Raw genomic sequence first — 14,874 nt, forward strand, 5'->3', positions numbered from 1 at the left:
GACCCCTTGCGGGTTACTTACTACTCTCCCTGATTTTGTCTTCACTTCTGACCATCCGTTCCGTGACGATACGCACCCGCCTGGCCCTGCAGTTTGCGGCTATTCTAGCGGTGACCCTGTTGCTGTTTTCCCTGGTAATCTACTTTTTTACCTACCAGTCGCGCCGCAATTCCTTCACCGATAGTCTCTTTGCCAGGGCCCGCATTGTGGCCCACGTCTACCTGGATGGCACCAACCGCGGCGACGAAGCCAGCCGGGCCTCCTACCGGCGCTACCTGCGGCAGTTTTACCGCACCCTGCCCGCCGAGGAAGTGCGCGTTTATGATGCCCGCAACCAGGTGGTATTCCGAGAAGGCCAGCAAACCGGCGTGCCCGTGCCGGCCAGCCTGCTGAGCAAAGTGCGCCAGACCGGCAGCCTGGTAAACCTGGGGAGTGACCATGCCCAGACCGTGGGAATGCTCTACCGCGACGCCCGCCGCGGCGACTTCGTGGTGGTGGCTTCCTCCGTGGATGCCGACAGCCAGGTGGAGCAACGCACCCTGCGCAAGATTCTGGCCGGGGGCCTGCTTATCAGCTTCGGCATCGTGGGCATCGGGGGGTGGTTTTTTGCCGGTCAGGCTCTGCGGCCCATGCAGCGTATCGTGCAGGAAGTAGACACCATCACGGCCTTCGACCTGCACCGCCGCCTCTCCCAGGCCGATGGGCAGGATGAGGTGTCGCACCTGGCCCAGCGTTTCAACAGCCTGCTCGACCGGCTCGAAACGGCCTTTGCCGGGCAGCGCACCTTCGTGCGGGATGCTTCCCACGAGCTGCGCACCCCGCTCACGGTGCTGACCGGGGAGCTGGAAGTGGCTTTGCTGCAGGAGCGCAGTCCGAGCGAATACCGGCGCGTGTTGCAAAGCACCCTCGACGCGGCCCGCATGCTCACGGCCCTCACCAACGGCCTGCTCCAGATTGCCCGCGCCTCCGACGACCCCTCGCAGGTGCCCCTGGCCATGGTGCGCCTCGACGAGCTGCTGCTGCAGGCCCACGAGGAAGTACTACGCCGCCAGCCCACCTGCCGCATCGACCTGGAATTTGGTGAGCCCAACAGCCAGGGCGTAGCCTTCGGGGTGATGGGCAACGAGCCCCTGCTGCTGTCGGCCGCGCTGAACGTGCTGGAAAATGCCTGCAAGTTTTCCAAAGACAGCCAGCAGCCTATCATGGCCATTGTTACCTGCCTGGGCCGGCACGTGCAGCTTCAGATTCGGGACCAGGGCGTGGGCATGAGCGAGGCCGACCGCCAGCAGGTGTTCGTGCCGTTCTTCCGGGCCGAAATGGTCCGCAACGTGCCTGGCCACGGCATCGGGCTGCCGCTCACGGCCAAGATTATGGCCCTGCACGGGGGCAGCATCCGCGTGGATAGTGAGCTGGGAATGGGCACGCAAGTAACCTTGCAATTGCCGCTGGCGGGCGCTTAAGGCCGCTTAAAAACGTTTTAATGTGCTTTTAATTCTCTTTTAACCTGGTCTTAACTGCCCAAAGGTAGTATTGCAGCGTATTGTAGCGAACTTCTGCCTTGGTGGGTAGATATTCTTCTACTATATGACCCACTCCTATGATGAAAACTGCAACGGCCCCTCCGGCTGCTCCCATTACTTCTCCTACTCCGCCTTCGGCGAACTATTTAAAGTCGCTGGGCAAAGATGCCCCGGCGGGCCTGGTTGTATTTCTGGTGGCGCTGCCGCTATGCCTGGGTATTTCCCTGGCCTCGGGTGCCCCGTTGCTCGCGGGCGTTATTACCGGCATCGTCGGTGGAGTGCTGGTGTCCTGGCTGAGCGGCTCACAGCTGAGCGTGAGTGGCCCGGCCGCTGGCCTCACGGCCATTATGCTGACGGCCATCAGCACGCTGGGTAGCTTCGAAGCCGTACTGACGGCTACCGTCGTGGCCGGTCTGATTCAGCTGGCCCTGGGTTTTATGAAGGCCGGCATCATCGGCATGTACTTTCCCTCGTCCGTTATCAAGGGCATGCTGGCCGCCATTGGCCTGATTCTGATTCTCAAGCAGATACCTCATTTCCTCGGCGCCGATACCGACTACTTCGAGGACATGAACTTCCTGCAGTTCGACGGGCAGAACACCTTTAGCGCCATCGTATCGGCCAGCAACGCCATCAGCTGGGGCTCGGCCCTCATTGGTGTAGTGTCGTTGATTGTGCTGATAATCTGGGAAAGCAAGCCCGTGAAAAGCGTGGCGGCCCTCAAGCTGGTGCCCGGCGCTCTGATTGTGGTGGTGCTCTCCATTCTGATGAACCTGCTGTTCAGCAGCATGGCGCCCGATCTGCAGGTACGCCCCGAGCACCTGGTGAAGCTGCCCCAGATTTCGTCCTTCGCCGACCTGACCCGCGAGCTGTCCTTCCCCGACTGGTCGGCCCTGACGCGCGGCAGCACTTACATCGTAGCTTTCACCATTGCCATTGTGGCGTCCATCGAAACGCTGCTTAGCGTCGAAGCCGTCGATAAGCTTGATCCGCACAAGCGCCATACGCCCCAGAACCGCGAGCTGAAGGCCCAAGGAGTGGGCAACATTGTGGCCGCCCTGCTCGGTGGCCTGCCCCTCACGGCGGTTATCGTGCGCAGCTCGGCCAACATCAACTCCGGTGGTCAAACACGCATGTCGGCCTTTATTCACGGCCTGTTGCTGCTGGGTAGCCTGTTGTTCCTGGCTTCGGTACTGAACCTGATTCCGCTGTCGGCTCTGGCTGCCGTGCTGCTGATGGTGGGTTTCAAGCTCACTAAGCCAGCCTTGTTCCGCACGCAGTGGCGCCTGGGCTGGGACCAGTTCCTGCCGTTTATCGTGACGGTCGTGGCCATCCTGTTTACCGACCTGCTCAAGGGCGTTGCGGTTGGTCTGGCTGTGGGGGTGTTCTACATCCTGAAAGCCAACCTCGAATCGGCTTACTTCTTTCACAACGAGCCCACGCACGAGCCCGGCGTGATGCACATCAAGCTCAGTGAGCATGTCTCCTTCCTGAACAAGGCCAGCATCGTTACCACGTTTGAGCGTCTGGCGCCGAATACGAAGGTGATTCTGGATGGTACTGAGTCGGAAGTAATTGACTACGACGTACTGGAAGCCATTGAGAACTTCCGCCTGACGGCCGCCGAACGTGGCATTGAGCTCGAACTGCGGGGCATTCCGCAAGTAGAGGTTCTGGGTCACTAGGCTGCCTGCGCTTCGATCTTTCCAATTCCCATTTACCCGAAAACCACCCTACATGAGTGCTTCTGCTAATGATTCTTCATCCACGGGGATGAACGAGATTCTGGAAAATAACCGCAAGTGGGTTGAAGGCAAGAAAGCCGCTGACCCCGACTTCTTCAATAACCTGTCGAAAGGCCAGCAGCCCCGCTACCTGTTCATTGGCTGCTCCGATTCGCGGGTACCGGCCAGCGCCATTACCGGCACCGGCCCCGGCGAGATGTTCGTGCATCGCAACATTGCCAACCTGGTGGTGCATTCCGATATGAACCTGCTGGCCGTGCTGCAGTACGCCGTAGAGGTCCTGGGCGTGAAAGACATCATGGTCGTGGGCCACTACGGTTGCGGCGGCGTGGCGGCGGCAGCTTCCAACAAGCAGTTCGGGCTAATCGACAACTGGCTGACCCACATCAAAGACGTGGTGCGCCTGCACGAAACCGAATTCACGAGCATCACCGACAAGGAAAAGCAGCTACGTCGTCTAGTGGAGCTCAACGTTATTGAGCAGGTGCGCAACCTGACCAAGACCAACATTATTCAGAACGCCCTGCAGCGCGAAAATCCTCCCCGTCTGCACGGTCTGGTGTATGACATTCAGGACGGTGTGCTGCACAACCTGAACGTGGAAACCGATACCATCAACGAGTTCCAGCACATCTACGGCATTGAAGATATCAAGCACGCCGAAGAAGCAGTTGAGAAAGCGCAGCAGGGCAAGGTGTAGTACACACCGCCCGTTGAAAAAACCATCGGTTCCGGCCGGAAAAACACGGGTAGTACCACGTCAGCTGCTGACAACCTGGCTGCCCGGTATATAGTCTATGTGTGGTTGAAAAGGCCGCAGCCCTTGGCTGCGGCCTTTTTTTGGCTGGTAGGTGAGGCTGGAAACAGGGAAGAGCCAAACTTTACCGGGCGGTATAGAAGTGCCAGTGAATCAGCTTAGCTTTGTCCTGTATATCCTGCTCTACCTACGCTACAATGACTGATTTTTACGCTCGTCTCAAATTCATCTTCGGGCTTTGCGCTGCCCTGCTCACCTTTTCTACTGTTCAGGCGCAGCAACTGCGCCCCCGCCGGTCTACGACGCGGCCCGCCGCACCCGAGCTGCTGCAGTTGGCCAAGCGGGCTACCGCCGACCAAGCCCGTGGCACTAATAGTGCGGTGGTGCTGCCCGGCCAGGCCATGCGCTACTCCTGGGACAGAATAGGGCAGCGGTGGACGTTTCCGTTGCTCTATACCTACAGCTACGACGCGGCCGGCCGGCCGACGCTCACCATAAACGGCGACTCGGCCGCTGGTACTAACGGCACCAACCTGGAGCGGCTCAGCTACGACAGCCGGGGAAACCTGGTGGAGCAACTCATTCAGGGGCGTGTCAACCCGACGGCGCCCTGGCTCAACCGGCTACGGGTGCTGTGGACCTACGATGCCTATGACAACTACACGCTGATTCAATATCAGCTGTGGCGGAACAATGCCTGGGAAACCTACGATGCCGACCGGATTGCCTATACCTATTCCAGCAGCGGCGCTAAGCTAGAAGAAGTGCAGGAAAAGCTGAACCAGGGTGCCTTTGCATTCACCAACCGCCATCTGTATACCTACGACGCCCGCAACCGCTCCACTTCCGTTACGGGCCAAGAGTACGAGAACGGCAGTTGGGTGAATACGGATCGGATAACGGACCTGGTCTGGTTTAACTGGGAAAAGCAGTGGCCCACCAGCTACGACATTCAGCTCTGGAATGGCACCGCCTGGGAAACGGACTCTAGGGTGCGGGCTACCTGGCAGCCCAACGGCTCTTTTCTGGCTTACGACCAGTATTTCCTGAATAATGCCTGGGAGGATTACTACCGCACCACCGTCATCTTCGACGATCTGGGCAATCTACTGGTGGATACGTTCGAGGAAAAGCCGGGCACCGACTGGGCTATTCTGCGGGGCTACCGCGCCACCATTACCTACAACGCGGCCGGCACCTCTGCCCTGCGCCGTCTCGACTCGCAGTACGACGAGCAGGTGGGCGCGTATCTTCCTTTCGAGAAGTACTACTATGCCAGCTTCGTAACGCTGGCCGCCCGCCGCCAGTCGATCCTGAGCGTGGCCACCGACCTGTACCCCAACCCCGCGACTTCCACCGTAACGCTGGTCGTGAATGCACCGGTGGGTGCTGCGGCTGCCGTACCGGTCGAAATTCTCAACACCCTGGGGCAGGTAGTAAAGCGGGGCGAAGCCCAGGTACAGCAAGGGCGGCTGACGGCTACCCTGGAAGTCGGCACGCTGGCCGCCGGGGTTTACACGGTGCGGCTGCTTACGCCGCAGGGCGTGGTGCTGCGGCAGCTAGTGCGCCAGTAGGGCAAGGCTACGGCCCTGGCTCGGGCGTGGCGGCGCTCAGCTTGCCGCTGCGCTTTACGCCGTACTGGAGCAGTTCCCGCTCGATGCGCTGGTTCCAGCTTTCCTGGGCGGCCGTGTCCTGCCCGCCGCGGGTTTCGGCATCATACTGCTCCTGCAAGCGGTTCATTTCCTGAAACGCCACGAGGTACTCATACTGCAGAATGCTGTTGTAGTCCTGCAGATTCATCCGCTCGGGGGTGAGGCGGCGCTTAAACCGCTCGGCCACCAGCTTCACCAGGTCGAAGTGGCGCTGTTCGTGGTTCAGGGTGTAGGCATCCTGCGAAGCGGCCCACGACGAGCTGCGCACCACGAACACTTTCAGCTGCAGATCGAGCTGCAGCACGCCATGTACTACGCGGGGCTGCCCGGCGTAGGCAAAGCTCGGAAACACGGCCGCTGCGTAGGGCCCCGTGCGCGGCGGGGCCGTAAAGTCGGCGAAGCGTAGGGGGCGGGCCGGGTCGTAGAACAGCGTGTCGGGCTGGGTCTGCTCGGTAGCGTCGGTGAAGCGCAGGCGCAGGCCCGTGGCCAGCTTCAGGCTGGTAGGCGCCTGCGCCTGCACCCACTGGTGCAGGTAGCGCACGGCCTCCGTCAGGGCCTGGCGCAGGGCCGGCTCCACCACGGCGGTTTGGGCCAGGGGCCGCTGGTAGCGGGCTGCGCCGTAGTAGTCGGTCAGGAATACGGTTTTGCCTTCGCGCTGCCATTCAAACGCCATTTTGATTTCCACGCGCCCATCTACCTGCGCGGGTTGGCCCGGCGTTGTGTTTTCCGATACCCGGCATTCGAGCAGCCGCACCGTGAGCGGCCGGCGGCCGGTGCGGGGCAGGCTTTGGCCTATAAAAGCGCGCACCGCCGCCAGTCCGCCGCCCAGCAGGTCCACTGCCCGCATTATGGCGGGCTGACCAGGCTTGGGGGCCGCCGTCAGCAGCCAAGCCACAGCCGCCGGCTGGGGGCGTTGGTCCAGTACCTGAGCCACGTAAAATTCCGTGGTGGGAAATACAGTTGTTGCCGGTTGCAGCTTCAGGGCTGCTGGCAGCGCTTGGGCCGCAGCGGGGCGGGGCCACAGCGTTGCCAGCAGACAGTAAAAGATAAGCCAGAGCTGGAAAGGCCTTTTCGTGCGCATCAGAGCAGATAGTGAAGCCACCGGACCGATGCAGAGCAGCCGCCCTGGCCCCCGGTGGCGCTAGTTCAGAGACACCAAACCGGCCTAAATAGTGCGCCGTGCGGTGAGGTTCAGCCGTCAGCTAAGTGTATGCGGAGGCAGTGTAGCAGCCAAGATGTGGACGATGGCAGCAGTTGATTTCGCGCAAGGCTGCCCACCGATGCCTACAGGCGGCTGGGCTTTTTTTCGCTCGGCCGACCTTGTACTACGCCGGCCCGCCAGCGGCAGCACAACAGCAAGGCGCGCTTTCTACGTAAGCCCCGGGTATCACCGTTTATCTATCCTGATGAAAGCCATTTACTTCGAACACTACGGGCCGGCCGAGGTGCTGCGCTACGGCGAGCAGCCCACGCCCTCCCCGCAGCCCGACCAGATTCTGGTGCACGTGCGGGCCAGCAGCGTCAATCCCGTCGACTGGAAAGTGCGCGACGGCAGCCTTCGGCTGCTGACGGGCCAGAGCTTCCCCAAAATTCCGGGCCGCGATGTGGCCGGCGTAGTGGCGGCCGTGGGCGAAAACGTGACGCGCTTCCAGCCCGGCGACCGGGTCTACGGCATGCCCGACGGGGTGGGGGGGGCCAATGCTGAGTACGCCCTGCTGCCCCACGAGGCGGCGGCTTTCATTCCCGAAACGCTGAATTTTGAGGAAGCTGCCGCCGTACCGCTCGGCGCCATTACGGCCCTGCAGGCCCTGCGCGACAAAGGCCAGCTGCTCTCCGGCGACCGGGTGCTGATTAATGGGGCTTCGGGCGGGGTCGGTACGTTTGCCGTGCAGCTGGCCAAGGCCTTGGGCGCCGGGGAGGTAACCGGCGTGTGCGGCCCCGATAATGCCGAACTGGTGCGTAGCCTGGGCGCCGACCGGGTACTGAACCACCACGAACAGGACTTCACCCGGGAGCTGAGCCGCTACGACATCATCTTCGACGCGGTAGCCAAAAGCAGCTACCTGGCCAGCAAAGCAGCTCTGCGTCGCAATGGCCGCTACGTAACCACCGCCCCCGAGCCCAAAGACGTAGCCGCTGGTGCCCTGGTATCGGTGTTTTCGACCAAGAAAATGAGCATGCTGCTGGCCGCCAACCGGGGCACCGATATGGCTCTGCTGTCGGCCTGGCTTCAGGCCGGCACGATTCGGCCCATCATTGCTAAAACCTTCCCGCTGACCGAAACCGCCGAAGCCCACCGCCTCAGCGAGGCCGGTCGCGCCGCCGGCAAAATCGTGCTGACGGTGGAGTAGGAAGTAAGTTCTTTTAACGACAAACGAAGGTACACAAATGCAACTATGTTGCATTTGTGTACCTTCGTTTGTTTTACTCCGATTCCCAGCTACCTGATACCCGGGCTGGCATGGGGTTGGGGCCTTAAAATCTACCTCTGCTTATGGAAAAGCATCTGCAAACCGAAGTACTGATTATTGGCGGCAGCTACGCGGGACTGTCGGCGGCCCTGGCGCTGGGCCGGGCGCGGCGGCGCGTTGTGGTGCTGGATAGCGGGCAGCCCTGCAACCGGCAGACGCCCCACGCCCACAATTTCCTCACGCAGGATGGCGAGGCGCCGGACGTTATTCGGGCCAAAGGCCGGGCGCAGGTGCTGGCGTATCCCAGCGTGACGCTGGTGGCCGATGAAGCAATAACTGCTCGGCAGCAGGGCGCGGGCTTTGTCGTCACGACGGCCGCTGGCGGCACGGTAACGGCGGCCAAGCTCGTGCTTGCCACCGGCATTAAAGACCTGCTGCCGACGCTGCCGGGCTTTGCCGAGTGCTGGGGCGTTTCGGTGCTGCACTGCCCGTACTGCCACGGCTACGAAGTGAGCGACCAGCCCCTGGGCGTGCTGGGCAACGGGGGCCTGGGCTTCGAATTTGCCCGTCTGATTGCGCACTGGACGCCGATGCTGACCTTACTTACGGATGGGCCCTCGACGCTCAGTCCCGAGCAAGCCGATCAACTGCTTCACCACGGAATCAGGATCGAGCAGGAGCCGCTGCGGGCGCTGGAGCAGCAGCAGGGGCAGCTGCGCGCCGTGGTGTTGGCATCGGGCCGGCGGGTGCCGCTGACGGCGCTTTTCGCCCGGGTGCCATTTGCCCTGCACAGCCAGCTGCCCGTTAGCCTGGGCTGCGCCCTCACCGACACCGGCCTGGTGCAGGTAGATGAGATGCAGCGCACCAGCGTGCCGGGCGTGTTTGCCGCCGGCGATGCCACCACGCCCATGCGGGCGGTATCCATGGCAGTAGCCGCGGGCGGAAAGGCCGGTGCCATGCTAAACCATGAGCTAATTACCGAGCTGTTCTAGACTGCGTGGCGAAATGGTGAATTCGTGAAATGGTGAGTTGTTGTTCTGGCGGTTTTCTAACCGTGTCATAGCGAGCAGAGCGAAGCAATCCGTCCGCTGAAATGTACTGAGCCTTCTAATGTGAAAAGCCCTTTATTCTACGAGGAATAAAGGGCTTTCTAGTAAAAGGTCATTGCGTTCTTCGCAGAGGACGGATTGCTTCGCAGGCTCGCAATGACATATTTTCCACATTCTCCACATTAACCGGCCTCAGGCTTGGAGAAGGCAATCAGGATGGCGCCGCCGGCCATCAGCACCGCGCCCACCACGAGCTGCCAGGTGACCTTTTCCTTGAGGAAAACGACGGCCAGAATAATGGAGAACACCAGGGATATTTTGTCGAACGAGGACGTCTGGGAGGCCTGGCCCAGCTTCAGGGCCTGAAAGGAAAGCAGCGACGACACGCAGGTGATAATGCCAGCCGCTACCAAAAAGCCCCAGGTCCGGGCTTCAATCTGGGCCACGGTGGGCAGGTGGCCCTGCCACGCCACCACGCCCCAGGCCACCACGATGATGAGCACTGACTGCACGGCGAAAGCCACGCTGGGCTCCACGTTTTTCACGCCCACTTTCGACAGGGTTACCACCACAGCCGCCGACAAGGCGGCCAGCAACGAAAAAACAATCCACATATATAGTCGGAGGGAAGAGGAGAAAAGTATTCTCAACTGTACGAGACATAGAGTGTTGATGGATAGTAGCGTAGCATTGCCATGCTCCTATATACATCTGTGTAATCATGCTCACTCCAGACGTATTTATCAGTTTCCGGCCTCCAGTCGGCTGCTACAAAGGTGCTATAGAGTCAAGTGGTTCTTCTCTGTTTGAGAGCCTTTATCTTCCAGTAATTCGGCCCAAACTTTTTTGAGTAAATGGCACCGGCCTGCCGGTAATAGGTACGGGCCTGTGCTGCTTGACCTTGCCGCTGTGCCAGGTCACCCAAGGCTGCATTAAGGTCACCGAATAAGTCATGGTCAGCGAGCAGAATAGCGTGGATGCTCTGTTGGGATTTTCGGATCAGCATACCAGCTTCCGGCAACCGGTTTTGCTGTAGCCGCAGCAGGCTATAATTCAGGTACACAGTAGCCGTGGCAGGATGCTGCGTGCCGAGCAGCTTCTCGTGCAAAGCCACTGACGCCGCAAACAAGGAGTCGGCCTGCGCCGGCTGCTGTTGCCCGGCAGCCAGCAGCCCCAACCCATTCCAGGCAGTTGCCGTGGTGAGCGTCTTAGCCTGGCCAAGCCGACGGTTGATAGCCAAGACCTGCCGGTAGCGGGCGCGGGCGGCGGCCAGCCGCCCCGATGCATAATCGACGTAGGCCGCAGTAAGCAGCAGCGGGGGTTGGCTGGGGTAGGTGAGCTTGCCATCCGGGTTAGCCAGCGCGAAGGCGGCCGCCAGGTTAGTATCCGCTGCGGGCAGGTTGCCCAGGGTAGCATTCAGATCGGCCAGCTCCATTAGGGCCACTGCAAGGGTTGAGCCCCGAATATCCTTCTGCTGATACCGCGCAACTACTTGGGTGTACTGCTGCTCGGCTGTTTCGTACTGCCCCAGAGCTTTGTGTACGGCCGCCAGTATTTGCACGCACCAGGTGAGTTGTCGGGAGGTCGGCCCCACGTGGGGCGCCAGCAGGGCCTGAGCGGCAATGACGGATGCTTTAGCTCGCGGATAGGCCGCCAGGGCCAAGTTGTTAGTGGCGAGCAGCAATTCAGCACCAGCCTCGCCGGCCCATTCTGCGGTGCCGTGGGCCCGGTAATAGCGCCGCGCCATCAGCAGTACCGAATCGGCCTGGGCATACCGGCTTTGTCTATAGTAGCAAGTGCCAGCGTATAAGTGCGCCTTGGCCCAATCAATTGAATCGTCAGCTGTAAACTGAATAGCCCGCAGTTGCTGCAAAGCCGCCCTTAGACTATCCTGCATCAGGTAATTCCGGGCAAGCTCAACACCATTTTCCACTACGGCTGCTTTGGTTGAGCGGGCAGGAAATTTCGCGTAAATCCGGTTGGCCCGCTTGAAAAGGAGGGAGGAAATATTCCACTCCTGACCGGCGGCCTGGGAGGTAGCCAGGCTGCTCAACAGGCGGGCGGTTTCGGCCGTTGGCGTGGGGTGCCGCTGATTGTAGAGCTTCAGGGCCCGGATAAACAGCGAATCACTTTGCGGCAACTGCTGCATTCGGAGGTAGCAGTAGGCCATATCATTGAGCGACCATACTTCCTGCTCCACCCAGTAGCTGTCGGAGCTGTCCGCTGTGTCTGCCCGGTAGTCGCCGCGCATCAGCACCGCGTGTCCTAGCTGATAGCTATGCAGCGCCTGCTGGTAGTGCCGCTGGTCGTACTTGGCATCGGCCCGGCAGCGGTAGGCTTTATACAGGGTCGAATAAGTGCCATTAATCAAATGACGTGTGCCAACGGAGTCTTCGGCCAGCCACTTATTGCCTGCCGCGTAGGCTTGGCGGGCGTACGTTATGGCCTGGGGGCAGTCATTTTCTGCCAGGGCCTCGTCGCTGCGCTGCGCGTATTCGTGCATCAATATATTCTGCGTCAGCGTTGAGTTGCTTTGGTTGAGCACCAGCAGAATAGACCGGTAGGGAGAAAACGCAATAGGAGTGTAGGCGAAGAAGGCGCACACGCCGAAGAGTATTGCAGTCCGGATGAACAAGGGTCGGTAGGCCGCTGCTTGCTCCGGCTGCCGGCGCCTGACGAATACATAGGCTCCCTGCCCAGCACCGAGCAGGCCAGCCAAGGCTGGCAGCACCTGTTCGTAGAGGTCATGTTGTAGCCGGATGCTGTCCTGAAGCTGGAAAAGAGCGGCCCCAAAGCAGAGTCCACTGATGATGCGTACCCATGCGGCCGGCGCTGTCGGCCGCGTTCGGAACAGCCAATACGCTGCTGTGGCGTAGGCTAGGCCCAGCAGCCAGATGCTTGTCGTCAGAAAAGCGTCGGTTTCTCCACTTAAACCCAACACCGATATACTTGCCAGAACTGATAGGAAAATCTTCTCGAAACGAGTCATTATTAAAGGGATGGTGAAGCCGATGCACCGGTGCTGAATACATATTCTGTTCTGGGTAACACAAAGAACCGAAATAGACGGCATCTGTAGCGAAGATTCCCTTGGTTAGGCAATGCTGCCCAACCCACCGAAACGACCTTTTCCCGCCGTATCTTTGTTGATTCCCTGCCGGCTTTGGGCCGGCTGCATCACCCACCCGCGAGAATCAGCCTAGTGAAAGTTTGTATTGCCGAAAAGCCCAGCGTCGCCCGTGAAATTGCCCAGGTGCTGGGCGCCAGCCGCAAGATGGATGGCTACTTCGAGGGCAACGGCTACCAGGTCACCTGGACGTTTGGGCACTTCTGCCAGCTGCGCGAGCCCGAGGACTACCGCCCCGAGTGGAAGCGCTGGAGCATCCACGACTTGCCCATGGTGCCCGACAACTTCGGCATCAAGCTCATGCGCCGCGACGACGGGGTGGTACGGCAGTTCAACGTGATTAAAAACCTGCTGGCCGGGGCCGAGGAAGTTATCAACTGCGGCGACGCCGGGCAGGAAGGGGAGGTGATTCAGCGCTGGGTGCTGATGGAAGCCAAGTACCGCAAGCCCTTCAAGCGCCTCTGGATTTCGTCGCTCACCGAGGATGCCATCCGCCAGGGCTTCGCCAACCTGCGCGAGGGCTCGGAGTTCGACAACCTCTACCAGGCCGGCAAGAGCCGCGCCGCCGGCGACTGGCTGCTGGGCCTGAACGCCACGCGTTTGTTTACCCTTAAGTACGCCGCCGGCCAGAAGCAGGTGCTCAGCATCGGGCGGGTGCAGACGCCCACGCTGGCCTTGCTGGTCGACCGCTACCACGAAATCCAGAACTTCCGGCCGGAGCCCTACTGGGTGCTGCGCACCGAGTACCGCGGCACCATGTTCAGCCACGTGGCCCTGGTCAAGAAGGGCAAGGACGACGATGAGCCCGACGAAAAGGCCCGCCTGAAAGCCCGGGGCTACTTCGTGAGCCAGGAGGAAGCCGACGCGGCCATGGCCGCCGTGAAGGACGCGCCCCTGACCGTGACGGGCGTCGAAATCAAGAAGGCGCTGGAGTCGCCGCCCTCGTTGTTTGATCTGACCTCGTTGCAGGTGCAGTGCAACAACCAGTTGGGCCTTTCCGCCGACGACACGCTCAAGACCGTGCAGGCCCTCTACGAGAAGAAAGTGGTGAGCTACCCGCGTGTGGACACTACTTTTCTGCCCGACGACCAGTACCCCAAAATTGCCGGTATCATGCGGGGACTGGGAGCCTACCATAGCCTCACCGAGCCGCTGCTGGCGACCAAGATTAAGAAGAGCACCAAGGTCTTCAACAACAACAAGGTTACCGACCACCACGCCATTATCCCCACCGGGGCCTCGGCGGGCGGCCTGGGCGGCACCGAGCAGAGCGTGTACGACATCATCGTGCGCCGCTTCCTGGCCGCGTTTTATCCCGACTGCGAAGTTTCGAACACGACCGTCACGGCCGAGGCGGCCAATCATCCGTTCCGGGTCCGGGGCCGGCAGATTCTGAACCCCGGCTGGCGCATCGTGTACGGCGACCCGACCCAGCAGCAGGCCCCCAGCACGGCCAAGCCCGGCGAGGGCGACGACGATGTGGTGAGCACCATTCTGCCTGCCTTCGAGAAGGGCGAAAATGGCCCCCACAAGCCCCGCCTCGACCAGAAGCAGACCCAGCCCCCGCGCGACTACACCGAGGCCATGCTGCTGCGCGGCATGGAAACCGCCGGCCGCAACGTGGACGACGACGAGCTGCGCCTGGCCATGAAGGAAAACGGCATCGGTCGGCCTTCCACCCGCGCCGCCATCATCGAAACCCTGTTTAAGCGCGGCTACATCCGGCGCGACAAGAAGAAAATCGTGCCCACCGCCACCGGCGTCGAACTGATTGGCCTGATCCGCAACCCCACGCTGAAGTCGGCCGAGCTGACGGGGCAGTGGGAGCGGAAGCTGCGCCAGATTGAGAGCGGCAACCTCGACTCGGGTTTGTTCCTGGACGAGCTCAAGATGCTGGTGCGCGAAATGGTGCAGGAAGTAAAGCAGGATGGGTCCCGCCGCTCGATTACGGTAGCCGGGGCGGGCATTTCGGCCGCTACCCCGGCAGCGGTGCTGCCCATCAAGCCCGCGGCGGCCACGCCGGCCGTGCCCGGCAGTCTGGGCTCGTGCCCAGCCTGTAAGGCGGGCCATATTCTGAAGGGCAAAACGGCCTTCGGCTGCTCCCGCTTCCGCGAGAATTGCCAGTTCCGCCTGCCGGCCCAGTTCGAGGGTAAGAACCTGACCGACAAGCAGGTTTCGGCCTTACTCACCAAGGGCCGCACCCCGGTTATCAAGGGCTACGTGGATGAGATGGGCAACAAGTTCGACGCGGCCGTGCGCCTCACGCCCGAGCACGGGCTGGAGCTGGTGCGGGCCGCCGAAAGCAAGCCCACCACCCCCGCCGACCCCGGCATCATTCCGTGCCCGGTGTGCAAGCTCGGCACCATGCTGCGCGGCAAAGCGGCCTGGGGCTGCTCCCGCTTCCGCGAGGACTGTCAGTTCCGGGCGCCGTTCGAGTGGGGCGGCAAAACGTTGAGCGAAACCCAGATGAACCAGCTGCTACGTAAAGGCAAAACCGGCGTCATCCGTGGGTTCTTATCGACCAAAACCGGCAACCGCTACGAGGCAGCTTTGCAGGTGAATGCGGAAGGGCGCATTGAGCCGGTGTTTGATAAGGGGTAAGTTGTATTTAGC

At 61.1% G+C, this 14,874-nt stretch carries 10 protein-coding genes; 7 read left to right on the plus strand and 3 right to left on the minus strand.

Annotation, left to right across the window (positions count from 1 at the left end; all coding sequences use genetic code 11):
- Positions 1–35 precede the first annotated feature (35 nt).
- From LGH70_RS15210 to LGH70_RS15225, 4 genes are all read left to right on the plus strand, one after another.
- A complete protein-coding gene (locus LGH70_RS15210; RefSeq protein ID WP_226187236.1) occupies positions 36–1,460 on the plus strand; it encodes a sensor histidine kinase in 1,425 nt (474 codons plus the stop codon).
- 137 nt (positions 1,461–1,597) lie between these two features.
- A complete protein-coding gene (locus LGH70_RS15215; protein WP_226187238.1) occupies positions 1,598–3,205 on the plus strand; it encodes a SulP family inorganic anion transporter in 1,608 nt (535 codons plus the stop codon).
- Positions 3,206–3,257: 52 nt separating this feature from the next.
- Positions 3,258–3,965 carry a carbonic anhydrase gene (locus LGH70_RS15220; RefSeq protein ID WP_226187240.1) on the plus strand — a complete coding sequence of 236 codons (708 nt, stop codon included), beginning with the start codon at positions 3,258–3,260 and terminating at the stop codon, positions 3,963–3,965.
- Positions 3,966–4,219: 254 nt separating this feature from the next.
- Positions 4,220–5,596 carry a T9SS type A sorting domain-containing protein gene (locus tag LGH70_RS15225; RefSeq protein ID WP_226187242.1) on the plus strand — a complete coding sequence of 459 codons (1,377 nt, stop codon included), beginning with the start codon at positions 4,220–4,222 and terminating at the stop codon, positions 5,594–5,596.
- 7 nt (positions 5,597–5,603) lie between these two features.
- Here LGH70_RS15225 and LGH70_RS15230 read toward each other — a convergent pair whose 3' ends face one another.
- Positions 5,604–6,755 (minus strand): hypothetical protein, encoded by a 1,152-nt coding sequence (locus tag LGH70_RS15230; RefSeq protein WP_226187243.1) that lies wholly within the window; start codon positions 6,753–6,755, stop codon positions 5,604–5,606.
- Between the two features lie 325 nt (positions 6,756–7,080).
- On the opposite strand from LGH70_RS15230, the gene LGH70_RS15235 reads away from it, so the two are divergent.
- Both LGH70_RS15235 and LGH70_RS15240 read left to right on the plus strand, forming a co-directional pair.
- Positions 7,081–8,025, plus strand: coding sequence for an NAD(P)-dependent alcohol dehydrogenase (locus LGH70_RS15235; RefSeq protein WP_226187245.1), 945 nt, complete (start codon positions 7,081–7,083; stop codon positions 8,023–8,025).
- Positions 8,026–8,168: 143 nt separating this feature from the next.
- On the plus strand, positions 8,169–9,077 hold the full coding sequence (locus LGH70_RS15240; RefSeq protein ID WP_226187246.1) for an NAD(P)/FAD-dependent oxidoreductase: 909 nt from the start codon (positions 8,169–8,171) through the stop codon (positions 9,075–9,077).
- A gap of 239 nt (positions 9,078–9,316) precedes the next feature.
- On the opposite strand, the gene LGH70_RS15245 is transcribed toward LGH70_RS15240, so the two are convergent.
- Both LGH70_RS15245 and LGH70_RS15250 read right to left on the minus strand, forming a co-directional pair.
- A complete protein-coding gene (locus tag LGH70_RS15245; protein ID WP_226187248.1) occupies positions 9,317–9,748 on the minus strand; it encodes an EamA family transporter in 432 nt (143 codons plus the stop codon).
- 173 nt (positions 9,749–9,921) lie between these two features.
- The gene (locus LGH70_RS15250) at positions 9,922–12,123 is read right to left on the minus strand and encodes a tetratricopeptide repeat protein (protein WP_226187250.1); all 2,202 of its coding nucleotides are present in this window, start codon (positions 12,121–12,123) and stop codon (positions 9,922–9,924) included.
- Positions 12,124–12,336: 213 nt separating this feature from the next.
- Here LGH70_RS15250 and LGH70_RS15255 point away from each other — a divergent pair, with 213 nt between their 5' ends.
- Positions 12,337–14,862: a type IA DNA topoisomerase gene (locus LGH70_RS15255; protein WP_226187252.1), complete on the plus strand. Its 2,526-nt coding sequence runs from the start codon at positions 12,337–12,339 to the stop codon at positions 14,860–14,862.
- Positions 14,863–14,874 lie beyond the last annotated feature (12 nt).

Origin of the sequence: Hymenobacter nitidus (assembly GCF_020447315.1) — a bacterium.
Taxonomy (GTDB): domain Bacteria; phylum Bacteroidota; class Bacteroidia; order Cytophagales; family Hymenobacteraceae; genus Hymenobacter; species Hymenobacter nitidus.

Excerpts from the sequence above, each read along its gene's own strand:
- LGH70_RS15225 (WP_226187242.1), top strand. The coding sequence starts at position 4,220 with ATGACTGATTTTTACGCTCGTCTCAAATTCATCTTCGGGCTTTGCGCT.
- LGH70_RS15235 (WP_226187245.1), top strand. The coding sequence starts at position 7,081 with ATGAAAGCCATTTACTTCGAACACTACGGGCCGGCCGAGGTGCTGCGC.
- LGH70_RS15220 (WP_226187240.1), top strand. The coding sequence starts at position 3,258 with ATGAGTGCTTCTGCTAATGATTCTTCATCCACGGGGATGAACGAGATT.
- LGH70_RS15240 (WP_226187246.1), top strand. The coding sequence starts at position 8,169 with ATGGAAAAGCATCTGCAAACCGAAGTACTGATTATTGGCGGCAGCTAC.
- LGH70_RS15215 (WP_226187238.1), top strand. The coding sequence starts at position 1,598 with ATGATGAAAACTGCAACGGCCCCTCCGGCTGCTCCCATTACTTCTCCT.
- LGH70_RS15245 (WP_226187248.1), bottom strand. The coding sequence starts at position 9,748 with ATGTGGATTGTTTTTTCGTTGCTGGCCGCCTTGTCGGCGGCTGTGGTG.
- LGH70_RS15250 (WP_226187250.1), bottom strand. The coding sequence starts at position 12,123 with ATGACTCGTTTCGAGAAGATTTTCCTATCAGTTCTGGCAAGTATATCG.
- LGH70_RS15230 (WP_226187243.1), bottom strand. The coding sequence starts at position 6,755 with ATGCGCACGAAAAGGCCTTTCCAGCTCTGGCTTATCTTTTACTGTCTG.